The 23,061-nt window shown below is 60.5% G+C and carries 20 protein-coding genes and 1 pseudogene; 9 read left to right on the forward strand and 12 right to left on the reverse strand.

Features of this window, described 5'->3' with window-relative positions:
* Positions 1-181 precede the first annotated feature (181 nt).
* The 3 genes from CRN80_RS04830 (at position 182) to CRN80_RS04840 (ending at position 3,907) form a co-directional block, all read left to right on the forward strand.
* Positions 182-1,501 (forward strand): OprD family porin, encoded by a 1,320-nt coding sequence (locus CRN80_RS04830; protein WP_098949643.1) that lies wholly within the window; start codon positions 182-184, stop codon positions 1,499-1,501.
* Between the two features lie 337 nt (positions 1,502-1,838).
* Positions 1,839-2,513, forward strand: coding sequence for a heavy metal response regulator transcription factor (locus CRN80_RS04835; RefSeq protein WP_032893695.1), 675 nt, complete (start codon positions 1,839-1,841; stop codon positions 2,511-2,513).
* Positions 2,510-3,907, forward strand: coding sequence for a heavy metal sensor histidine kinase (locus tag CRN80_RS04840; protein WP_032893696.1), 1,398 nt, complete (start codon positions 2,510-2,512; stop codon positions 3,905-3,907). Before CRN80_RS04835 ends, CRN80_RS04840 begins: the two co-directional genes overlap by 4 nt.
* A gap of 136 nt (positions 3,908-4,043) precedes the next feature.
* Here CRN80_RS04840 and CRN80_RS04845 read toward each other — a convergent pair whose 3' ends face one another.
* The 4 genes from CRN80_RS04845 to CRN80_RS04860 all read right to left on the reverse strand — a co-directional run bounded on the left by CRN80_RS04845 (position 4,044) and on the right by CRN80_RS04860 (position 10,573).
* Positions 4,044-7,187: a CusA/CzcA family heavy metal efflux RND transporter gene (locus tag CRN80_RS04845; protein ID WP_098949644.1), complete on the reverse strand. Its 3,144-nt coding sequence runs from the start codon at positions 7,185-7,187 to the stop codon at positions 4,044-4,046.
* Positions 7,188-7,205: 18 nt separating this feature from the next.
* Entirely contained in the window at positions 7,206-8,312 is a 1,107-nt protein-coding gene (locus CRN80_RS04850; protein WP_098949645.1) for an efflux RND transporter periplasmic adaptor subunit, read from the reverse strand.
* A 19-nt stretch (positions 8,313-8,331) separates the two neighbouring features.
* Positions 8,332-9,558 carry a TolC family protein gene (locus CRN80_RS04855; protein ID WP_098949646.1) on the reverse strand — a complete coding sequence of 409 codons (1,227 nt, stop codon included), beginning with the start codon at positions 9,556-9,558 and terminating at the stop codon, positions 8,332-8,334.
* Positions 9,559-9,667: 109 nt separating this feature from the next.
* Positions 9,668-10,573 (reverse strand): cation diffusion facilitator family transporter, encoded by a 906-nt coding sequence (locus tag CRN80_RS04860; RefSeq protein WP_098949647.1) that lies wholly within the window; start codon positions 10,571-10,573, stop codon positions 9,668-9,670.
* A gap of 217 nt (positions 10,574-10,790) precedes the next feature.
* Here CRN80_RS04860 and CRN80_RS04865 point away from each other — a divergent pair, with 217 nt between their 5' ends.
* Positions 10,791-11,270 (forward strand): hypothetical protein, encoded by a 480-nt coding sequence (locus CRN80_RS04865; protein WP_098949648.1) that lies wholly within the window; start codon positions 10,791-10,793, stop codon positions 11,268-11,270.
* A 37-nt stretch (positions 11,271-11,307) separates the two neighbouring features.
* Here the strand turns inward: CRN80_RS04865 and CRN80_RS04870 are convergent, their stop codons facing one another.
* The 3 genes from CRN80_RS04870 to CRN80_RS04880 are packed head-to-tail and all read right to left on the reverse strand — an operon-like array spanning position 11,308 to position 14,312.
* Entirely contained in the window at positions 11,308-11,805 is a 498-nt protein-coding gene (locus tag CRN80_RS04870) for a DUF4411 family protein (RefSeq protein ID WP_098949649.1), read from the reverse strand.
* Positions 11,802-12,938: an XRE family transcriptional regulator gene (locus CRN80_RS04875; protein WP_098949650.1), complete on the reverse strand. Its 1,137-nt coding sequence runs from the start codon at positions 12,936-12,938 to the stop codon at positions 11,802-11,804. Before CRN80_RS04875 ends, CRN80_RS04870 begins: the two co-directional genes overlap by 4 nt.
* A gap of 60 nt (positions 12,939-12,998) precedes the next feature.
* Positions 12,999-14,312, reverse strand: a complete 1,314-nt coding sequence (locus CRN80_RS04880) for an MFS transporter (protein WP_044271261.1) — start codon at positions 14,310-14,312, stop codon at positions 12,999-13,001.
* A 186-nt stretch (positions 14,313-14,498) separates the two neighbouring features.
* Between CRN80_RS04880 and CRN80_RS04885 the strand changes: the two are divergent.
* Positions 14,499-15,917, forward strand: a pseudogene (locus CRN80_RS04885) (short-chain fatty acid transporter).
* A gap of 38 nt (positions 15,918-15,955) precedes the next feature.
* Here the strand turns inward: CRN80_RS04885 and CRN80_RS04890 are convergent.
* Positions 15,956-16,297, reverse strand: a complete 342-nt coding sequence (locus CRN80_RS04890; protein ID WP_032893706.1) for a DUF86 domain-containing protein — start codon at positions 16,295-16,297, stop codon at positions 15,956-15,958.
* On the reverse strand, positions 16,294-16,584 hold the full coding sequence (locus CRN80_RS04895) for a nucleotidyltransferase family protein (RefSeq protein WP_032893707.1): 291 nt from the start codon (positions 16,582-16,584) through the stop codon (positions 16,294-16,296). Before CRN80_RS04895 ends, CRN80_RS04890 begins: the two co-directional genes overlap by 4 nt.
* A 156-nt stretch (positions 16,585-16,740) precedes the next feature.
* Here CRN80_RS04895 and acpA point away from each other — a divergent pair, with 156 nt between their 5' ends.
* From acpA to CRN80_RS04910, 3 genes are all read left to right on the forward strand, one after another.
* A complete protein-coding gene (gene acpA, locus CRN80_RS04900; protein ID WP_098949651.1) occupies positions 16,741-18,441 on the forward strand; it encodes an acid phosphatase in 1,701 nt (566 codons plus the stop codon).
* Positions 18,442-18,561: 120 nt separating this feature from the next.
* Positions 18,562-19,731: a hypothetical protein gene (locus tag CRN80_RS04905; protein WP_098949652.1), complete on the forward strand. Its 1,170-nt coding sequence runs from the start codon at positions 18,562-18,564 to the stop codon at positions 19,729-19,731.
* A gap of 134 nt (positions 19,732-19,865) precedes the next feature.
* Positions 19,866-20,390: an SET domain-containing protein-lysine N-methyltransferase gene (locus CRN80_RS04910; protein WP_098949653.1), complete on the forward strand. Its 525-nt coding sequence runs from the start codon at positions 19,866-19,868 to the stop codon at positions 20,388-20,390.
* On the opposite strand, the gene can is transcribed toward CRN80_RS04910, so the two are convergent.
* Positions 20,387-21,031, reverse strand: a complete 645-nt coding sequence (can, locus tag CRN80_RS04915) for a carbonate dehydratase (protein WP_003188288.1) — start codon at positions 21,029-21,031, stop codon at positions 20,387-20,389. The genes CRN80_RS04910 and can overlap by 4 nt on opposite strands.
* A 138-nt stretch (positions 21,032-21,169) precedes the next feature.
* Between can and CRN80_RS04920 the strand changes: the two genes are divergently transcribed.
* Positions 21,170-21,574, forward strand: a complete 405-nt coding sequence (locus tag CRN80_RS04920) for a hypothetical protein (protein WP_047712514.1) — start codon at positions 21,170-21,172, stop codon at positions 21,572-21,574.
* A gap of 133 nt (positions 21,575-21,707) precedes the next feature.
* Here the strand turns inward: CRN80_RS04920 and rimI are convergent, their stop codons facing one another.
* Positions 21,708-22,160: a ribosomal protein S18-alanine N-acetyltransferase gene (gene rimI / locus CRN80_RS04925; protein ID WP_003188286.1), complete on the reverse strand. Its 453-nt coding sequence runs from the start codon at positions 22,158-22,160 to the stop codon at positions 21,708-21,710.
* Complete coding sequence (locus tag CRN80_RS04930; RefSeq protein ID WP_098949654.1) at positions 22,153-22,899, reverse strand: energy transducer TonB; 747 nt, start codon at positions 22,897-22,899, stop codon at positions 22,153-22,155. Before CRN80_RS04930 ends, rimI begins: the two co-directional genes overlap by 8 nt.
* Positions 22,900-23,061 lie beyond the last annotated feature (162 nt).

A 23,061-nucleotide genomic window follows, 5' to 3' on the forward strand; every position in this document is an offset into this window, starting at 1 on the left:
AACCCTGACGCCAGGTTCACCAGAACATTACTTATTTGTTAGATGGCCGTTAGTTTCCAAAATTGTAATGTGCAAGCCATGCAGTTGTTATCCGCCATTTGCAACTATCAACCAGGGCCAGATCAATAAAAACGCCCGCCTCTATAAGAAGCCGATAACTGCCATCACCGAGGAGCGCATCATGAGCATTCGTCATTACACCCTTCCCTTTTCACTGATGGCTGCACTGCCCATGGCCGCCATGGCGGTAGAGGGCAAGCCCGAGGGTTTTATCGAGGGCAGCCGCATCAACGTGCTGGCACGCAATTTCTACTTCAACCGCGATGACCGCAAAGGCCAGTCCAGCCCCACCGGCAATGGTTATTCCGAAGCCTGGGCCCAGGGCTTTATCGGTAAATTCGAATCCGGTTTTACCCAGGGCACCGTGGGTTTTGGCCTGGACGCGTTCGCCATGTACGGCCTGACGCTTGACTCGGGCAGCGGCCGCAGCGGCGGCAAAGGCTCGTTCGGCGTGCTGCCGGTAAACAGCGACAACCAGCCGGAAAACAGCTACAGCAAAGTCGGCGGCGCGGCAAAAGTGCGCGTGCTGGACACGGTGATCAAAGCCGGCGACGTGTTCCCACTCACCCCCGTGGTGGCCTACGGCGACTCTCGCTTGTTGCCCGAGAGCTTTCGCGGCGTCACCCTGCAAAACACCAGCGTGGAAGGCTTGAGCCTGCAAGGCGGACGCCTGAGCGGCATGAGCCAGCCCAGTGAAAGCGGCATGAACAAAGGCTTTGCCACCTTCTATGCCGGCAAGGTCGACTCGCCTTGGATCGCCTACTTCGGCGGTGACTACCAACTCAACAGCCACCTGGGTTTCAGCCTTTACAGCAGCCGTTTGAAGGACGCCTGGGACCAGTACTACTTGGGCAGCAATGCCAATTACGCGTTGACCGACGACGTGTCGCTGTTCGGCGACTTCAACTATTACAAGGCCGTGGACGAAGGCCAGAAACGGCTCGGTGAGTTCGACAACAACATCTGGAGCGCCAGGCTCGGGGTCAAGGTCGGTGCCCACAGCGTGGCCGTATCGCACCAGCGTAACAACGGCGACGATGATTTCGACTACCTGCGCCAATCAGACTCGATCTTCCTCAATAACTCGATCCAGTACAGCGATTTCAACGCCCCCAAGGAGCGCTCATGGATGGTGCGCTACGACCTGGACATGCAGGCGTTCGGCATTCCCGGCCTGTCGTTCATGACCCGCTACGGCAAAGGCACCGGCGCCGACTACAGCAACGCCAATGCCGTGTATATGCGCCGCGATGCAGCGGGCAACCCCTTGACCGATCAACGCCGCTGGGAACGGGATATCGAAGCCAAGTACGTGGTGCAAAGTGGGCGTTTGAAGGACTTGTCCCTGCGCTTGCGCCAAGCCACGGTGCGCTCCAGTGCGTTCGAATCAGACCTGGAAGAAGTTCGTTTTATTGCCGAATACCCATTGGCCGTGCTGTAGCCCTTACATTCGCTCGCGATTAACTAACATCTGTTCACAAATAGCCGGTTATCAAAATTGTAATATTGGCCTCAGCTTCCCGTTAAGTTGAGCTTTCTATACTCGCTTCAACTTATTCACCCGAGCACATTCATCTCTGAAGCTTTTGTGTAGCTCCTTTGGAAAGAGATGAATTTTTAACGCCCCGCTTGGGGCGTTTTTTTTGCCTGCGGCGCATGCGACCGACGGTCGCAGTTGACCCTAGAGTTACTTCAGCCTTCAGACTTTTCCCACTTCCGAAACCGCCGCCATAGGGAAATGGGCGCCTTCTCTCCCCTAATTCAAGAGGTAACCCCCCATGCGTATTCTTGTGGTTGAAGACGAGCAGAAAACCGCCGACTACCTGCAACAGGGCCTGAATGAAAGTGGCTACGTGGTCGACTGCGCCGCCAATGGCATCGACGGCCTGCACCTGGCCGGGCAACACGCCTATGAACTGGTGATTCTGGACGTCAACCTGCCGGGCAAGGATGGCTGGCAAGTGCTGGAAGAATTGCGCCGCAATGGTACCCAGCGCGTGATGATGCTCACCGCCCGTGGCCGGCTGGCTGACAAGATCAAGGGCCTGGACATGGGCGCCGACGATTACCTGGTCAAGCCGTTCGAGTTTCCCGAACTGCTCGCCCGCGTGCGCACCCTGATGCGCCGCAGCGAGCACATTCCACAGCCGGAAGTGTTCCGCGTCTCGGACCTGGAACTGGACCCGCGCCGCCACCGCGCTTATCGCGGCACCCGGCGCATCGACCTGACCACCAAGGAGTTCGCCCTGCTGCAAGTACTGATGCGCCAGGCCGGCGAAGTGCTGACCCGCACGCAGATTATTTCCCTGGTGTGGGACATGAATTTCGACTGCGACACCAATGTGGTGGAAGTCTCCATCAGCCGCCTGCGCGCCAAGGTGGATGACCAGAGCGAGGTCAAGCTGATCCACACCATTCGTGGCGTGGGCTATGTGCTTGAGGCGCGCCCATGAAGACCGGCAGTCTGTCGATGCGCCTGGGCCTCACGGTCAGCCTGATGGGCGCGGGCCTGGTGTTGCTGCTGGCGACCCTGGCCTACCTGGCCCTCACCCATGAGCTGGAAAAACTCGCGCGCAAGAACCTGGAAAGCAAGATGGAGCAGATTCAGCACAGCCTGGCGCTGGGCCTGGACGCCCATGGTATTCGCGCCCGCCCGCACTCGCTGATGGACCTAGTGATGGGCCACGACAACTTCCACCTGACCATCGTCGGCACCGCACCCGATAACAGCGTGCTGCTCAACGTCGGCAGCAAGCCCCAGGAACCACTGCTCACCGACTTCAAACCACGGGAAACCCTGGGCTACCTCAACTGGGTCGACAGCTACGGCAACCAGATACTCAGTGCCTCCAGCTTGATGCGCCTGGCCAACGGTGAACGTGTGCGGGTGCTGCTGTCCCTGGACCGGATGGACGACCAGGCGCTGCTCAGTGCCTACCTGCGCGCCACGTTGATTGCGCTGCCGCTGCTGTTGATACTGATTGGCATGGGCGCCTGGTGGCTGGTGCAACGCGGCCTGGCACCGTTGAAGCAGTTCAGCCAGGTGGCGGCGAAAGTCACCACCCAAGACCTCACCCATCGCTTATCCGTAGACAACCTGCCCCACGAACTGGGTGAACTGGCCCACGGCATCAACGTGATGCTCGACCGCCTGGATGCCGGGGTGCAGCAACTCTCGCAATTCTCCGATGACCTGGCCCACGAACTGCGTGCGCCCTTGACCAACCTGATGGGCAAGGCCCAGTTGACCCTGTCGCGCCAGCGCCCGCCGCAGGAATACAAGGCAGTGCTGGAATCCAACACCGAAGAGCTCGAACGCCTGGCGCGGATTGTCAGCGACATGCTGTTTCTGGCGCAGGTCAGCCACCCGGCGGCGCGGGCCTCATTCACCGAGGTGTCCCTGGCGCAGGAAGCCCAGCGCGTGATGGAGTTGTTCGCCCTGAGTGCCGAAGACAAACACGTGACCCTGAGCCTGCGCGGCGATGCCTGGGTGACGGGAGACCGGCTGATGATTCAGCGGGCGATTTCCAATTTGCTCTCCAATGCCATTCGCCACACACCCGAGGCCTCCACCGTGTTGCTGTTGGTGGAGACCTACGAGCAGAGCGTATCGCTGTCGGTGGGCAACCCTGGGCGAGGTATTGAAGCGCACCACCTGCCGCACCTGTTCGAACGTTTCTACCGCGCCGATAGCAGTCGTACCCGCGCCGAGGGCGGCACCGGGTTGGGCTTGGCCATTGTGAAGTCGATCATGCATTTGCATCAGGGGCATGCTCATGTCACCAGCCAGCCTGGGCGTTTTACGCGGTTCAGCCTGGTGTTTCCCCAAGGGGCTTGCGCTCTGTAGGAGCGAGCTTGCTCGCGAAAAACGTCAACGATAACGCGTGTTTCCTGAATAAACGCGGCGCCTATGAGTTTTTCGCGAGCAAGCTCGCTCCTACAGGTATTAGGGCAAGCCTTTATTTTGCGGCGTTCTCAAAGTATCAGGCGGCCTCTTCATCGCGGCGATGAGCCCATTGGTACAACGCCGGCAGCACCAGTAATGTCAGCAAGGTCGAGGAAATAATCCCGCCAATCACCACCGTCGCCAACGGGCGTTGTACTTCAGCGCCGGTGCCGGTGGCGAGTGCCATGGGGATAAACCCTAGGGACGCCACCAGCGCAGTCATCAACACCGGGCGCAGGCGCGTCAACGCGCCTTCGTGGATCGCCACCGATAACGAGCGGCCTTCCTCGCGCAGGTTTCGGATGAAGGCAATCATCACCAGGCCGTTGAGCACCGCCACACCTGACAAGGCGATAAAGCCCACCCCCGCCGAAATCGACAACGGGATATCGCGCAGCCACAGCGCCATGATCCCGCCGGTGAGCGCGAAGGGGATGCCGGTAAACACCAGCAGCCCATCCTTGAGGTTGTTGAACATCATGAACAGCAACCCGAACACCAGCAGCAACGCCACCGGCACCACGATGCGCAAGCGGTCAGAAGCCTCCTTCAACTGTTCGAACTGACCGCCCCAAGTGGTCCAGTAACCGGCGGGGACTTTCACCTGGGTGGCGATGGCGGCCTCGGCCTCTTCGACAAACGAGCCGATATCGCGCCCCCGCACGTTGGCGCTGACGATCACCAGGCGTTTGCCGTTCTCGCGGCTGATCTGATTGGGGCCCAGCACCAGGTCAAGGCTGGCAACCTGGGACAAGGCGATAAAGCCCAACTGCCCCGAGGTACTACTCGCCAGCGCCGGCACCGGAATCAACAGGCGTGACAATCCGTCGATATCGGTGCGCAACGTGTCGGACAAGCGCACCACCATGTCAAAACGCCGATCGCCCTCGTACAACGTACCCGCCTGGCGCCCACCGACCGCGACGGCGATGGTGTCCTGCACATCGCCCACATTCAGGCCAAAGCGAGCGGCCTTGTCGCGGTCGATATTGATGGTCAGCACCGGCAGGCCGGAGGTCTGTTCCACCTTTACTTCCGAGGCGCCGTTGAGCTTCTGCAAGGTCTCGGCGATTTCCCCGGCAGTCTGGTTGAGCACCGCCATATCATCGCCGAACACCTTCACCGCCACGTCGCTGCGCACCCCGGAAATCAGTTCGTTGAAGCGCAACTGGATCGGCTGCGACAGCTCATACACGCTGCCCGGCACAATCGCGCTGGCCCGTTGGATATCGGCGATGATTGCCTCGCGGGACTTCTTCGGGTCTGGCCATTGGTCCTTGGGTTTGAGCATCACGTAGCTGTCGGAAATATTCGGCGGCATCGGGTCGGAGGCAATTTCCGCCGTACCGGTGCGCGCAAACACCCGCTCGATTTCCGGCACTTGGGCCAGCAAGGTTTTTTCCAGTTGCTGCTGCATCTGCACCGATTGGGTCAGGCTGGTACCGGGCACACGCAGCGCCTGTTGGGCAAAGTCGCCCTCGCTGAGGCTGGGGATAAATTCACTGCCCATGCGGCTGGCAACCAGGCCCGAGACGACGATAGTCAGTGCGGCCAGGCCGAACACCAGGGGCCGACGCACCATCACCCAGTTGAGCACCGGGTCATACACCCGGCGCGCACTGCGCATGACGAAGTTTTCTTCTTCCTTGACCTTGCCGGTGACGAACAACGCAATCGCCGCCGGTACGAAGGTCACCGACAGAATCATCGCGCCGAGCAAGGCAATCACCACGGTGAATGCCATGGGGTGGAACATCTTCCCGGCCACACCCGTGAGGGCGAAGATCGGCAGGTACACCACCATGATGATCAACTGCCCGAAGATCAACGCGCGTCGCGCCTCTTTGGCCGCGGCAAACACTTCGTGCAGGCGCTCACTGCGCGTTAGCAACCGACCATGGCGGTGCTGCGCATGGGCCAGCCGGCGGATGGCGTTCTCGACGATCACCACCGCGCCATCAACGATAATGCCGAAGTCCAGCGCACCGAGGCTCATCAGGTTGGCGCTGACTTTGTTGGTGAACATGCCGGTGAAGGTGAACAGCATCGCCAGCGGAATCACCATCGCCGTGATCAGCGCCGCACGGATGTTGCCCAAAAACAGGAACAACACCGCCACCACCAGCAACGCACCTTCGAAGAGGTTTTTCTTCACGGTGGCGATGGCTTTTTCCACCAGGTTGGTGCGGTCGTAAACAGTGACCGCCACCACACCGTCGGGCAGCGAGCGGTTGATCTCCTCAAGCTTTTTCGCCACCGCCTGGGACACGCTGCGGCTGTTCTCACCGATCAACATGAACACCGTGCCCAGCACCACTTCACGGCCATTTTCGGTGGCCGCGCCAGTGCGCAGCTCGCGGCCAATGTCGACCTGGGCCACATTGCGCACGCGGATCGGCGTGCCGTCCGAGGTGGTGATGACAATGTTGGCGATGTCGTCGATAGACGCCACCTGGCCCGGTGCGCGGATCAACAACTGTTCGCCGCTGCGCTCGATATAGCCGGCGCCGACGTTGGCGTTGTTACGCTCCAGCGCCGTGACCAGATCGTTGAGCGTCAGGTTGTAAGCGGCCAGGCGCTTGGGGTCTGGCGCAATCTGGTATTCCTTGGCGAAGCCGCCGATGGTATTGATCTCGGCCACGCCGGGCACGTTGCGCAATTGCGGTTTAATGATCCAGTCCTGGATCACCCGCAAGTCGGTGGGGGTGTAGGGCGTGCCGTCCTCTTTGAGCACACCGTCCTCGGCTTCGACGGTCCACAGGAAAATTTCCCCAAGGCCGGTGGAAATCGGCCCCATCGCGGTTTCGATGCCGTCGGGCAATTGCTCACGGGCCACTTGCAGGCGCTCGTTGACCAATTGGCGGGCAAAGAACAGATCGGTGCCGTCCTTGAAAATCACCGTGACCTGGGACAAACCGGAACGCGACAGCGAACGCGTCTGCTGCAGGCCCGGCAGGCCGGCCATGGCGGTTTCGATGGGAAAGGTGATGCGCTGCTCGGTTTCCAGCGGCGAAAAACCGGCCGCCGCCGAGTTGATCTGCACCTGCACGTTGGTGATGTCCGGCACTGCGTCGATGGGCAGTTTCTGATAGCTGGCGATGCCGACACCGGCCATCAACAGCACCGCCAGCAGCACGACAATGCGTTGCTCGATGGCGAATTGGATAAGGCGCTCAAACATGGGGAATCACTCGCAGGATCAATGGGCGTGTTCGGCCGAGCCTTTGCCCAGTTCGGACTTGAGGATGAAGCTGCCAGCCGTCGCCACCTGCGCGCCGGCCTCCAGGCCTTTGCGCACTTCGACGTAGCCGTTTTCACTGACGCCCAGTTCAAGATGGCGGGTGATAAAACCGTCCGCGGTGCGCACAAACACCGAGGGTTTGTCCTCGACGGTCTGGATCGCGGTTTGCGGCACGGTCACCTTGGCCTGGTAGGTATCGGTGGCCACTTGCACGGCCACGAACAAGCCCGGGCGCCAGGCGTCGTCGGGGTTGGGCACCGTCACGCGCACGGTAGCGGTGCGCGTTTGCTCACCGAGCAAGTTGCCCACATAGGCCACGGTGCCCAGTACTTCGGTGCCCATTTCCGTCGAGCTGACTTTCACCGGCTTGCCCACGCGCACCTTGTTCAAGTCCTTGGGAAATACGCCGAAGGTGACCCACACCTGGGACAGGTCCGAGAGGGTGAACGCATTGCTGGTTTCACTGACCACCTCGCCCACCCCCAGGTGTTTTTCCACCACCACACCGGCGAACGGGGCACGCAGTTCATAACGATTGCCGCCGGCCAGCACCGCGCTGCCGCTGAGGGCGGTCATCTTTTGCCGCGCATTGTTCAGGGCGATTTCGGCTTCTTGCAGGGTTTGGCGCGCCAGCAGGTAATCCTGTTCGGCAGAGATTTTGTCCTGCCACAACTGACGCTCGCGCTGGAAGGTGGTGCGCGCCAGTTCGACCCGGCGCTCGCTGGCGGCCAGTTCGCTGCGCTGGTCGGAAATCTGCTGGCTGGCGATCACCGCCAACAGTTCGCCCTTCTTCACCGACTGGCCCAGGTTGACCTTCACCGCCTCCACCACGCCCGCCGCACGGGGCACGATGTGAGAGGTACGGTCTTCATCAAAACGCACCTCGCCCGGCAGCGTCAGCACGGTGCTGATGGCGCGCGGTTGCGCCTGGGCCAACTGGATGCCGGCGGCTTGAATCTGCTGCTCGGTGAGTTCGAGCTTGCCTTCTTCTTCCTCGGCGTGGGCGAAGCCCGATAGCATCAGGCCCAGGGCGACGGCGAGCGCCATGCCATGTTTTTTGTTCATCAGGAGACTCCAGGAAAAATCAAAAGCGGGCGAGGTCGCCGTAAATGCGTTCGATGCGTACCCAGGCCTCGGTGGCCTGGGCGGTGGCAGCAAGGTATTGGGTGCGGGCCGCGATCAAGGTGCGCTGGGCGTCGAGCACGTCGAGGAAGTTGAACTTGCCCATCTCGAAGCCACGGGTGGCGCTGTCTACCGCACTTTGTGCGGCGGGCAGGATCTGCTGGTTGAACGCGCGCACTTCGGTGTTCGCCGTTTGCCACAGGTCCAGGGCCTGGCGGGTTTCGGTGCGCAGGCGCAGCTCGGCGGCGTTGCGCAGGTCGCGGGCCTGGTCGGCGCGTCGAGTAGCGGCGAGGATGTTGCCCTGGTTGCGGTTGAACAACGGGATCGGCATCGACACGCCCACCAGGTTCACCCGTTCGCGCACGCTGGCGTCGTATTGGCTGCCGATAGACACATCCAGGTCCGGAATGCGCTGGGCTTTTTCCAGGCCCACGCTGGCTTCGTTCTGCACAATATTGAGTTCGGCCAGACGCAGTTCCGCAGTCTGTTCAAGACGAGCCAGCAATGGCGCGGCGGCGGGTAACGCCGGTACCAAGGTGCTTGGCGCAGCGACGGCCTGGAAGTCGGTGGCGGCGCTGCCGGTGCTGGTGGCCAGGCGACGGTAGGCGTCAGTGAGGCCGATCTGGGCGCGGTTCAATTCCAGGCGAATTTCCGACACCTGCAACTGGGCGCGAGTGGCCTCCACGGGTGATGACTTCCCGGCGGTGACGCGCCCGTTGGCGACCACCAGGCCGCGTTCGGCAAGGGTCATGGAGCGTTGCGCCAGGTCGAGGCGTTCCTGGGCGCGCAAGGCGCCGTAGTAGCTGTCGATGACCTCGGCACGCAACTGGTTGCGACGCTGCTCCAGGGTCAGCGCGGCGGCATCCTGGGCGCGGCTGGCCACTTCGATACGTGCACCGCGCTTGCCGCCCAGTTCCAGGGTCTGGCTGAGCTTGATGCTGGTGGTGCGGCTGTTGCGGCGGGTGTCTTCGGCGTCCCAGGAGGCCACCGGGTTGGGGATCAGGCCGGCCTGTTGGCGACCGCCCTGGGCGATGTCGATTTCCCATTGTGCGGCCGCCAGGTCCGGGTTGTTGGCGAAGGCGGTTTGCAAGGCTGCATCGAGGGTGAGGGGTTGTGCCTGGGCGGCGTTTGCGGATATCCACAAGGCCAATGCCGCCGCCCCCAACAGTGTTCTAACAAAAATTGCCATAACGAGAGTTCCACGCCCATGAAGTCGCTGAGGTTTCCCAGCGGGGGCAATGTAGCTTTCGGTACTTATCAGGGCCGTGGGCGAAAGATTACAAATCCGTTAGCCAGGCTCAGGCATGCACCTCGTCATGCTCGTCGTGCGTGAATCCCTCGCCCTCCACTTGGATCGTGGCGTGGAAAATATCGAATTGTTCGTGCAGTAACTCCGTCACGCGGCTGAGGATCTGTTGCTCGCTGCCTTGGGACGCATCCGCGACCAGATGCGTACTCAGCACGTTCTTGCCACTGGTGAGGGCCCAGATGTGCAGGTCGTGCACGTCCTTGACCCCCGGCACGCTGCGAATGCCCTGCTCCACCTGCTCGATGTTCACACCCTCCGGCACACCTTGCAGCAGGATATTCATGCTCGCCTTGAGCAACGTCCAAGTGCGCGGTAACACCCAAAAACCAATGGCGGCCGCGACCACGGAATCGACCCAACCCCAACCGGTGAACATGATCACCAGCGCGGCAATGATCACGCCGACGGAGCCCAGCATGTCGCTCCAGACCTCCAGGTAGGCGCCCTTGACGTTAAGGCTCTCGCCGCTGGCGGCGCTGAGCAGACGCATGGAGATCAGGTTGACCACCAGCCCCAGCAGCGCAATCACCAGCATGCCGGTGGACTGGATCTCGGCGGGCGCCTGCAGCCGTTGGTAAGCCTCGTACAAGATGTAGAACGCCACGGCGAACAGCAGTAATGCGTTAAAGGCGGCTGCGAGGATCTCGAACCGCGCATAACCGAAGGTGCGCTTGCGATCCGCCGGGCGCTTGGCGACCTGAATCGCCACCAGGGAAATTGCCAGGGCCAGGGCGTCGGTCATCATGTGCGCCGCATCGGACAACAGCGCCAGGCTGCCGGTGACAAAGGCGCCGATCACTTCGGCGAGCATGAAGCTGCCGGTGAGCCCCAGGGCGATCCATAACTTGCGTTCGTGGCCGGCGCGTACTTGGGCGTGGCTGTGTCCTGCGCTCATGAAGTGTCCTCGTGGGTTGGGATGGGACGGATCATAGAGCTATAGGGCAGATCCACGGGCATGGTTTGCAAAATTGTCATCTGCGCGCCAGAGCGTCGTTACCTTCAAGCGCACCAAAATCGCCCATGCACGCGTTGGGGGCGTTGTATCAGGTATGCTTTTCAGGCTGAAACAAAAAGAAACATATTAGCCAACCTGCTCGATAAGGAGTTCCGTCTTGGAGTTATCGACTGCCGCGTGGATGGTTCACGACACCCGCCTCATGCTCTGCGTATTGTTGGCCATCGCCAGCATCATTGTGCTGATCAGCGCGACCAAACTGCCGCCCTTTCTGTCGATTCTGATCGGCACTTTTATCGCCGGGGTCGGCGCCGGCCTGCCGCCGGAAGAAGTGGCAAAGGCGTTCAGCAAAGGCGCCGGGGCGATTCTGGGGGAAGCCGGGATCATCATTGCCCTGGGTGCGATGCTCGGCGCGCTAATGGCCGGGTTGGCGGCAACGCAAAGCTCATTGGTCGCCCTGGCCATCGGCGCCGGCTCGGTGTTCTTCTGCCACGTCAACGACGCCGGGTTCTGGATGGTGCGTGAGTACTTTGGCTTGCAGTTGAAACAGACGATTTGGGTGTGGTCGGTGTTGCAGACGATTGTTTCGGTGGTGGGGTTGGTGGGTACCCTGGTGCTTTGGCACTTTTTGACTTGAGTGTCATATCGAGGGGAGACTTTCCTCCCCTCAATTATCAGTGATGCAAGACGAAGCGCGCGTCGAGTTTACCGAGCAATTCAAAAGTATTCATGAAAGGCACGTCAAACAATGAGCACACATTGGGAATGGTGAATTTACGCTTGATGTCAGGGTTATAAACTTCATGCGTGACAACCACGGCGCCTGTAGCCATTGCCTTGGCTATCAACCAAGCATCTGCGCCCTCAAGAAACTCTTCTAAAGCACCGACTTTCATCACCGGTACCTGCTGGGCAATTCTTGAGACAATATTCCCATAGGCCGCTTGAGTCCGTTGATCATTCGAATCTTCAAACAGGCTGGCATTACCTTTCACCCATTGGGTCAACTCGTCATTGCCTTTAGCCAACTCGTCCCTGACGGGGACAATACTGGCAATTTCCAAAGCTTGATGCTGCTGAAGTATCCATGCCCAATAACCTGGGCAAATCGTCATACCGTAATAGCGATTTTTGGCCTCGATCAACGTATTCGAATCCAATAGATGCTTCATGCCGATAGCTTCATCCCGTAAGTCTTCAACTTGGCCGGCTGCACACCCAGCAGTTTCCCAGCATCTCGCAACAAAATCCGCCCGCTCTGCGCTTCTGCAAGAACAGCCTTGCTCAACCGGGTGCTGTTCCTGATAGCCGCTACGCGGTAGTAATCCCCGCCACTGCCGCCTTTATCTCGATACTCTTGCAGGACCCGACGGTAGTAAGCGCCGTATTGTTCACTACTGATGTGGCCAAGATCACGGGCACGACGGGCTATTACCAATGTGCTGACACGGAAGCGTCCGGCCAACGGCGCCAGGTTTTCTTCCCAATGAAGAGCCGAATTCCAGTGCGCCCGAAAATCATCCTCCGGCGCAAGAAACTCCCCTGCCACCGCATTACAAAAGGCCTCTTCCTGACGAGCGCCTTGGCTGCTGCCGTCAGATACCCCCGTGCTACCAATCCAGATATGCGCCAGTTCATGCATCAATGTAAAAAGACGTGCCGTGGGTGCGTCCGCGCTATTGATGAAAACCACGGGAGCCATAGGATGGCTGATCGCAAATCCCCGGAATTCACTGACGTCGAGTTTCCGATGGGTATTGCCTAAGGCAACACCACTGCGCATTACAAGAATCCCGGCCTCTTCCGCGCCGCTGACCAGCGCCCTCACATAGTCTTCATAACTCATTCGGGCAAAAGAATCCGTCACGCCAAGTACGCGCCGAATATCTGCAACCACTTCTTTTATTGGCGAACGGATACTGAAACTTCCTACGAAGGACAGAGCAGAACGCTCATGATCCTGCAGGTATTCCAAGTACCAGTCCTGTTTACGGAGCACGTCCCTTACGGTGTCCATCAGGTTCAAACTTGGCTTGTCTGGAAAAACCCCACCCACGGTCCGCAGGTCGGGAAGAGGAAGTTGCTCGGGTGGGGGCGTACTGAGAAAGAGATAGCCAAAAGGCACATGCACAAGTGCAGCCCACTTTTGCGCCTGGTTGAAAGAGGGAAGGCTCTGACCATCCTCCCACTCCTTCAGCTTTTCCAATTTGACCATCAGGCCTTTAGCAACCTGCTCTTGAGACAGCCCCGCCCGCTGGCGAGACCAGGACAGGATTGCAGAGTTGATATAGGCAGTCTGGGACATAGGGTAAATGTGTTCGTCAAGAATGGACGTGACTATAGGAGCGACCTACCTACCCGTCAATTAATGGCCCCAGGTGCCATTTGTAACAGCGTCTATAGCGTGGCGCTTGCCAAACAGCGCCACACTCGCCACCCCCACCGCCCCCATCACTACGCAATACCCTACACAGATCCAAGGGCTGGTTGGCATCAGCGCGATCAGCAGCAACGGAGTGGTGCTCGCCCACAACGCATAGGCAATGTTGTAGGTGAAGGAAATGCCTGATACCCGTACCTGCGCCGGAAACAGCCCGACCATCACCGACGGCACCGCCCCCACCACGCCGCAGCTCAGGCCCGCCACGGCGTACGCCGCGCCGAGCCACACGCCGCCGGCGATCAGGCTGGCGTACAGCAGGGCAATGCCCACCGGCAGCAACAGGCTGTAGACCAATACCGCGCGCCATGCGCCGATGCGGTCCACCAGCAGGCCGGCGAGGACGCAGCCGATATTCAGGAAGACGATGCCCAAAGCGCTCAGGGCGAAGGTGTGGCTGGGGCTCATGCCGAAGGTTTTCTGCATCATGGTCGGGGTGATGACCACCAGCACTACCACGGCAGACGTCAGCACACAGGTGAGGATCATCGCCGGCAGCAGCACGGCGCGATGGTCGCGCAGCACGGTGCGCAAGGGCATTTCGGCGGCGGCTTGGCGGCGCGCCTGCATTTCCAGGAACACCGGGGTTTCGCTGAGCCAGCGGCGCAGCCATACGCCGATCACACCGAATACGCCGCCGAGCAGGAAGGGGAAGCGCCAGGCGTAGTCGAGGATTTCGGCCGGGGTGAAGACTTGCGCGAGCAAGGTGGCGGTCAGCGCCCCCAGCAGGTAACCGAAGGTCAGGCCGGCCTGCAAAAAGCCCAAGGCGTAGCCACGATGATGACGCGGTGCGTGCTCGGCGACGAAGGTCCAGGCGCTGGGCACTTCGCCGCCCACCGCTGCGCCTTGCAGCACGCGCAGCGCCAGCAGGATCAGCGGGGCGAAATAGCCGATTTGCGCGTAGGTCGGCATGATGCCGATCAGCAGGCAGGGCAAGGCCATCATCAGGATGCTCAGGCTGAAGACGCGCTTGCGCCCCAGGTGGTCGGCGAAATGCGCCATCAGGATGCCGCCCAGTGGGCGGGCGAGGTAGCCGGTGACGAAGATGCCGAAGCTTTGCAGCAGGCGCAGCCACTCGGGCATTTCTGGGGGGAAGAACAGTTGGCTGAGGGTCAGCGCAAAGAACACGAAGATAATGAAGTCGTAGATTTCCAGGGCGCCGCCGAGGGCGGCCAGGCCCAGGGTTTTGTAGTCGGAGCGGGAAAAACGCTGCGCCCGTGGGGAAAAGGTGGCAGTCATGTGCAGGCTCGGCAGACAAACAAAATGGCGTGCAGGTTATGAGCTGAGCCCATCGATGGCAATCGCGACGGATATATTTGTTTTACTCATTGATCGTTGAAGATAACTACATTCCCAAATCAATGGGCTTAGAGGAACATGCCGTAAAACTGCCAAACCCCATAATAACTACAAGAGGAAAGACTCGTGGCCGATGCTATCGAAGACAGCCGCTATGCCCGATTTGCCCTGCGTTGCTCCAACTTCGCCGAGCGCTGGTTTCCTGACTCCTGGGTGTTTGCCGCCCTTGCCGTGATCATCGTCGCCGTGGCGACCCTGGGCATGGGCGCCGCACCGGCCGAAGCGGCCAAGGCATTTGGCGATGGGTTCTGGAGCCTGATCCCGTTCACCATGCAGATGGCCTTTGTGGTGATCGGCGGTTACGTGGTCGCCAGCTCACCGCCCGCGGTGAAGTTGATCGACCGCCTGGCGCGCATTCCCTAGAATGGCCGTTCGGCCGTGGCCTGGGTGGCGTTGATTTCCATGGTGGCGTCGTTGCTTAACTGGGGCCTGTCCCTGGTATTCGGCGGTTTGCTGGTAAGGGCATTGGCACGGCGCACGGACTTGCGTATGGACTACCGCGCCGCTGGTGCTGCTGCGTACCTGGGCCTTGGGGCCGTTTGGGCGCTGGGGCTGTCGTCGTCGGCCGCGCAGTTGCAGGCCAACCCGGCCAGCTTGCCGCCGTCGATCCTGTCGATCACCGGGATGATCCCGTTTACCGAGACCATTTTCCTGTGGCAATCCGGTGTGCTGTTGCTGGCGCTGATCGTGGTGTCGCTGATCATCGCCTACGCCACCGCACCTGGCCCCAACAGCGCCCGGGATGCCAAGGCCTGCGGCATTGACCCGGCCTTCAACCTGCCCAAGCCGCAAGCGCCGACGCGCCCGGGTGAATGGCTGGAACACAGCCCATTGCTGACCATTCTGCTGGCGCTGCTGGCGGCCGGCTGGCTGCTCCATGAATTCTCGACCAAGCCGGCGATCAGCGCCATCTCGGGGCTCAACACCTATAACTTCCTGTTCATCATGGTTGGCGCGCTGCTGCACTGGCGCCCGCGCAGCTTCCTCGATGCCGTGGCCCGTGCGGTGCCGACCACCACCGGCGTGCTGATCCAATTTCCGCTGTACGGTTCGATCGCCGCACTGATGACGGTGGTCAAGGGCGGCGACGGCCAGACCTTGGCGCACCATATCTCGACGTTCTTCACCTCCATCGCCTCCCACGACACCTACGCCCTGCTGATGGGTGTGTATTCGGCGGTGCTGGGTTTCTTCATCCCCTCGGGTGGCGGCAAGTGGATCATCGAAGCGCCGTACGTGATGCAAGTGGCCAATGACCTGCAATACCACCTGGGCTGGGCGGTGCAGATCTACAACGCCGCCGAGGCGCTGCCGAACTTGATCAACCCGTTTTATATGTTGCCGTTGCTGGGTGTGCTGGGGCTGAAGGCGCGGGATTTGATCGGGTTTTCGTTTGTGCAGTTGCTGGTGCACACGCCGCTGGTGTTGTTTTTGCTGTGGGCGTTGGGGACGACGTTGAAGTATTTGCCGCCTGTGATGCCCTGAATAACGGCTGACCGCAACTGTTGGTAGAACAGCTGCGGTCAAGGATTTACAGGAAGGCGTGCCAATAGATCAGGTAATGCGCTCTGTATCGTGTCCCAAACAACATCCAAGTTGATATCGAAGTAACCATGAGCGATTCGGTTGCGCATCGCTCGCATATTGCGCCAAGGAATATGTGAATGGCGTGCCGCGAAGTCCGGATGCTGATCCATGATTTTCGTCGACGCTTCACCAATGATAATCAGGCTCATGACCACAGCTTGTTGTGTACGCCGGTCCTCCAAAAACTCTTCTTTGTTCAAGCCCTCTACAAAAGTGATCGCGTCAGTGGCAGCTTGCCTTATGTGCTCCAGATAATCCCCTAGCCGACTTTCCGTCATACTGGCCGGGCCTCCGCTAGCACTTTATCGCGGAATTTCAAAGGCAAGTCACCAGGCGTAAGCAGGTCGACATTAACGCCGAGCAAGTCCTCAAGCTCGACCTGCAACCCACCGAGATCAAAGAGCGTTGTGCCCGGCGGCGCGTCTACCAGCAAATCAAGATCACTGCCTTCTTGGTCAGTCCCCATCAGTACCGACCCAAATACTCTGGGATTGGAAATACGGAAACGCCCGACCACTTCTCGTACAGCCGTTCGTTGCAGATCAAGTGCAGTTGAAGGTCTCACGATTCACCTCAGTGATGTGCATTAGAAGGGCAGTCTAGCAGCGCTTGAGCCGTGTAGACACGCCCCGCCCATCACCCGCCTGTCTTTGTTCCGTCACATTCCATTGCTACCGTCCTGCGAAATATCTTGCAACATCTCGCTAAGGACTCCCCCGCAATGAGTGACCAGCACAACGACCACCCTACCCACGACAGCGCCCCCAAAACGCCGGTAGACACCAGCCGTCGGCGCTTCCTCGGTGGTGCGGCGGTGTTGGGGGTGGGTGCGACGTTGAGTGCCTGCGGCAATACCAGCGAAGCACCGAGCCCACCCGTGACCCGGCCGCTCACGCCCCAGGAACTAGACAAAGCGCTGCGCGAGCAGGTGAAGACCGTGGTGGTGATTTACGCCGAGAACCGCAGCTTCAACAACCTGTTCGCAGATTTCCCCGGAGTGGAAAAACCGCTATCGGCGTTAACCGCCAAGGACTTCCAGCAGCGCGACCGCGATGGCAGCGTATTGTCTGCCCTGCCACCGAGCTGGGGCGGTGTGTTGCAGGTCGGCCCGCAAACGGTGGACGGAGTGACTTACCCCAGCGAAGTGCAATTCCAGCAAAACCTGCCCAACGCACCCTTCGCCCTCAAAGGCCCGCAGGGCGAAGACCTGCCATTGAGCCTGGTGACTCGCGACCTGTGGCACGTGTTCTACCAGAACCAGATGCAGATCAACGGCGGCAAGAATGATGGTTTTGTCGCCTGGGGCGATTCCGGTGGGCTGGTGATGGGCCATTACGCCCAGAGCCGTTATGCCCTGCGCCTGTGGGACGTGGCCAAGGAGTTTGTGCTGTGCGATAACTTCTTCCAGGGCGCGTTTGGTGGCTCGTTCCTTAACCACCAGTACCTGATCAGCGCCACCGCGCCGTTTTATCCCAATGCCGCGCAGTCGGTGGCCAAAGCGCAGATCGCCACGCTGCAAAGCGATGACCCCAGCGACACGCGCCTCAAACCCTTGGACACCTCCCCGGCCAGCGCCATGACCGGCCCGCCACAATTTGGCCCCAGCGCGCTGACTCCCGATGGTTACGGCGTAAACACCCTGGCCCCACCCTACTGGCCCACCTGGATCCGCGACCCGCAAAACCCGGATTATTCCAAGCCCGACCTGCCCAATGTGCTGGTGCCGCAAACCCACGAGCATATTGGCGACAAGCTGTCGAAAAAGAACATCGACTGGGCCTGGTACGCCGGTGCGTGGCAAGCCACCCTGGAGCAGTTCAAGGACTCCGGCGGCATCCCCAAGATTCCGAATTTCCAGTACCACCACCAGCCGTTCAATTACTTCAAGCAGCAAGGGCCGCAAAACCCTGCAGAACGTGCCAAGCGCCTGCGCGACGGCGGTTTGGGCGATGAGTCGAGCACCAACCGGTTCTTCGCCGACGCCCAGGCCGGCAAGCTGCCTGCCGTGAGTTTCTACAAACCCCAGGGCAACCTGAACATGCACGCCGGCTATGCCGATGTGGCCTCGGGCGACCGCCATATCGCCCGCGCCTTGAAGGTGCTGCAAGAAAGCCCGCAGTGGAAAAACATGGTGGTGGTGGTGACCGTGGATGAAAACGGCGGCTGGTGGGACCACGTGGCACCGCCCCAGGGTGACCGCTGGGGCCCGGGCTCGCGGGTGCCGGCGCTGGTGGTGTCGCCGTTTGCACGCAAAGGCACGGTGGACCATACGGTGTACGACACGGCATCGATCCTGCGTTTGATCACCCGAGTGTTCCAGTTGGAGACTCTGGACGGCCTCAAGCAGCGCGATGACGCGATGATCGCGCGCGGCCAGAAGCCCATGGGCGATCTGAGCAATGCCTTGCAGTTCAGCCTGTAGAGGCTTATCCAATAACGACACGCCGGGCGATTTAACACGCGAGTTTCCTGGTCAGCCGCTACTGTGTGCAGGTGGGCTTTCATCCCGCGCAGACGGGTTTCGCTGACAAGGAATCGACTTATGTTTAAACCGACCAGGCTGTCCTTCACCCTCGTCGCACTGCTGGTGAGTGCGGTCGTACAGGCCGACATCGAGGTGCCACTGGGCAGCACGCAGCGCGTCACCCAGTTGTTCGCGTACCCCAACAACTGCAATGTGATCTGCTTTCGGCCATGGTCACTGGAGCAGACCGCCGAACACTATTTGAACCAGAGCCTGCAACGCGACGGTTACAGCCGGGCCAAGGTCAGTGTGAAGACCCACGACGGTCAGGTCACGGCGAACTTCAGCGGCGTGCCAGAGGGCTACGGCCAGCCGCTGACCACGCTGCTCAATACCGCCGATCTCGCTTACCAAGGTGCCCGCCAGCTCAACAGTGACGGCAAATGGGCCTACAACTGGTACCTGTTCCTGCCGCTGGGCATGGCCCTGGAAAACCGCAAAAGCATCGAGCTGTTGCACTTCCCTCCAGATTACTCGCTGACCCAGGCCCAGGATTACCTGGAATCGGCCACCACCGACCGCTGGGCCACCTTGTTAAGCGAAAACGGCGTACCGGCCACGGAAACGCCGGCGTACCAGACCATCATCGATATCGCGCCCATCGCTGCGCCGTCCAATGCCGGCAAAGATCTGGAAACCGTCTATGGGTATTTCACCGACTACCAGACCCGCATGGTCAAGGAACTGAGCCTGCGCCCTGGCGGCGCATTGCCGATGGTAGCCTTCGGCGCACCGGTGCGTAACTGGATCAAGCAACAATACGGGCAAACCGTGGGCGTGCTGAACCTGGCGCAGATCAGCCCGGAGCCCGGCAAAACCGTCGCGGTATTGGGCGCCAACCACCCAAGCTACATTTGGTACGCGGCCAGCCCCGACAGTTATGACGGTGACGAACAAAAGGCCGACGACGCCGGCTTGAAAGTGATGGGCCAAGACTTGAGCGCCGCCTGCTGGCAAGCCGGTATGGGCCAGAAACCCGCCAGCGATGCCAATGTATTGCTCAAGGCCTGCCTGAATACGTGGCAGGTCACGCGCAAGGAGCAGACGTGTGAGCTGTTCTACACCTCGGTGCGCCAGCTGACGCCCGAGCAGGCCAACGCCAAGTGCGCCACAGCGCCCATCAAGGCACAGTTGAAACAGCTGAGAAATGCCGCCCCCGCGCCCACGGTCACAGCCCCCGCGCTTTAAGGCGAAAAACCGTTTCTACTGTCAACTTTGACAGTAGAAATAGGATCCCACTTCGGCGAATCTGGGGCCGCGCCCATTTGCTGCAAGACTGGCCGTCACACCCGCAGGTCCATGCAGCCCCGCTCAGGAGAGTGATGAAAACTCGAGCCATGGATAAGGCTAAAACGGCTGTGAATGACTGCCTCTATCCCTTCAAGACGCTGCTCGTGGAACAGGGTTACCCCTCGACCGAGCACTTTGAGGTCAAGCAAGAGGCTGAAGGGGTTGCAGCCAGGGTCATGGCGCGCGTGGCCTTCGAGAGTCGCATGCGCATTGCCCAGGTTTCCGGTTATGCCGTGAGTGAACGTCGCCCGCACACACTGCAACTGTCACCCCGCATCCACTTGTACGATTGCTGGTTCTGCGGCCTGTTACAGCACTCCTGCAACCCGAACGTGTTTCTGGACACCACGTACCTGGAGCTATGGACGGTGCAACCCATCCACGCCGGCAGCCTGCTGACCCTGGATTACGCCACCACCGAAGACACGCTGGCCCGGCAGTTCGCTTGCCATTGCGGCGAGCTGAACTGCCGGGGCTGGATCACCGGCAACAAGGAGCCGCTGAACGCCGAGGGCCAGGCCTTTATGGCCTGGTGGCGCGAGCACAAGCGACCTTAGGCTTCGCCCAACGGACGCAGGCGGTACTGCGGCGGCAGTTGCTCAAAACCACTGATGGTGGTGTTCAAACTCTTCCAGCGGCCGTCCTTGATGCCATAGATGCAGCCATGGATCGACAGGCTCTGCCCACGGTGCCAGGCATTTTGCACAATGCTGGTGTGGCCGACGTTGGCCACCTGCTGGATCACGTTGAGCTCGCACATGCGGTCCACGCGCTCTTCTTCGGTCGGCAACTGGGCCAGCACATCGCGGTTTTCGTAGTAAAGGTCGCGAATGGTGCGCAGCCAGCCATCGATCAAGCCGAACTGGCGGTCCTGCATCGACGCACGCACGCCACCACAGCCGTAGTGGCCGGTGACGAGGATGTGTTTGACCTTGAGCACATCCACAGCGTACTGGATCACCGACAGGCAATTGAGGTCGGTGTGCAGCACCACGTTGGCGACGTTGCGGTGCACGAACAGATCACCGGGCAACATGCCGACGATCTCGTTGGCCGGTACACGGGCGTCGGAACAGCCGATCCACAGGTATTCCGGGGTTTGCTGGCGGGCGAGCTTGGCGAAGAATTCAGGATCTTCCTGTTTGATCGCGTCCGCCCAGCGTTCGTTGTTATCAAGCAGGTCTTGTAGTTCGTTCATCAGGGAAGCCTCAGGAATGATGCGCAGTTTTGTGACTGACAAGCCCTCGTCCGGGTCACGCCAGGCGCTAATTAGCTTGAATTTTTTGGCGGCCATGCCTGTCCACACACTATAAGCCCCACAGTATGAGGATTGGCCATGACTGAATCACGACGTCCCTACGGCGCAACACAGCCCGAACCGATCGATGACAACGAAGACCGCATGGGTGAGATGCGCGAGCTGGATTTTGACGAGCCCGACCAGACCGCAGAAATCGGCGACGAGCTGCCGCGCCGTGAACGCGACCACTTGATGCCCGACGAACGGGTGCGCGAGGCCGGGCTGACCGGGGCTTCGACGGATGATCATGAAGCTACCGATGACGATATGAGCCCGGAAACGCTGATCCGTGAGGATGGCGCGCGGGATGCGCAGGAGCAAGGCGAAGACAATGCCGCCGACTACGACTTGAGCGTCGTGGGAGAAAATGACATTGGTGGCGGGAATGGGTTGGATGAGGCGGAACTGGCTGATCTGGACCCGCTGAACCGCAAGCGCTGATCGATCATCACCCTATGTAGGTGTAGGCGCGAGCTTGCTCGCGAAAAAACCACAGGCGCCGCGTTCATCCAGGAAGCACGCGTTAGCGTTGACGTTTTTCGCGAGCAAGCTCGCTCCTACAGCTCACGGTTGTTCAGTCGACGAGGGTGCAGGCCATCACGACCGCGTCTTCGCGGCCACCGACTGCCGGGTAGTAATCCCGGCGACGGCCAATTTCGTTGAAGCCATAGCGCTCGTACAACCGAAACGCACCGGTATTGCTGTCACGCACTTCCAGGAAACATTCCCGGGCATTGGCCGCATAGGCACGGGACATCAAGTGTTCCAGCAGCGCCAGGCCCAGGCCCCGGCCCTGGTTTTCCGGCTTCACGGTAATGTTCAGCAAGTGCGCTTCATCGAGGATGATCTGCACCACCCCATGCCCCACTTGCTGCTCGCCTTCGAACATCAGCCAGATCTGGTACTTGCCCAGCCCGTCGAGGAAAATCCCGCGGGTCCAGGGGTGGCTGAACGCTGCGTATTCGATTTTCAGCACGGCGTCGAGGTCGGCCTCGGTCATCGGGCGGAAGGATAAAGCCTCACTCATCAGTTGTTTTCCAGCGCGCCATCAGCCGGCGCATGGCTTGCCAGACATCAGCCTTACGCTGTGGCTCTTCCATTAATAATTCCAGGCCCGGCAGGGCCCACACCGAACCCAGGCCTTCAACCTGCAGCTCGCGGTACCAGGCCTCGGCGTTGGCTTCACCGGCAAAGCGCACGGCGGGCAGGCCGATCAGCCACAGGCACACGCAGGGCTCGTCTTCCAGGCGCGCCGAGACAAACCCTTGGACGAAATCTCGCGCGGCCTCGGGCCCCTGGTCCATGGTACCGCGCACCAGCAGCGGCCAGCGCACCGGCTCACCGACAATTTGCGGGCTGTCGGGCAGGCCGGCGGCGCGCAGCATATCCTTGAGCAACAGGTAGGCCGGGTCACGGGACTGGAAAAGTTCGCCGGTCGGCAGTTCCACCAGCACCAGGCAACGTCCGGCCCGCAGCAATTGCAGGGCAAAGCGTGGCGGCGGCACCACCGGCGCCTTGGCCACGGGAGCAGCCTCCTCCATCACCTTGGCAGCCTTGGTCACCGGCGCAGGGCGCGGCACTTCGATCTTGGCCCGCTCGACCGCCGGGCGCGTCTCTGGGGTAGGCTTGACTACCGCCACAGGCGCGGCCGCCTCTTCTCCCGACGACTCGAACGCCTCATAGGGCTCAAGCGCCTGCAACAACTCGGGCCGCGACGGCGCGGCAAACGGCAGTTCGGTGCGGGGCAGCCAGTTGACCACCTGCATGGCGGTCAAGTAAGCGCGACGTCGGGACTCGATAAGCACAGCTCGGCCACTTGTGGATAAGTAAAGAGCGGGGATTCTACCGCTGTTCAGCCACAATCGCCCACTGCGCACTGACCGGCTGTGGATAAATCCCGCGCGTGATGCAGTACAATCGCGACTTTT

The organism is Pseudomonas sp. FDAARGOS_380 (assembly GCF_002591235.1).
Classification (GTDB): Bacteria; Pseudomonadota; Gammaproteobacteria; order Pseudomonadales; family Pseudomonadaceae; genus Aquipseudomonas; species Aquipseudomonas salmasensis.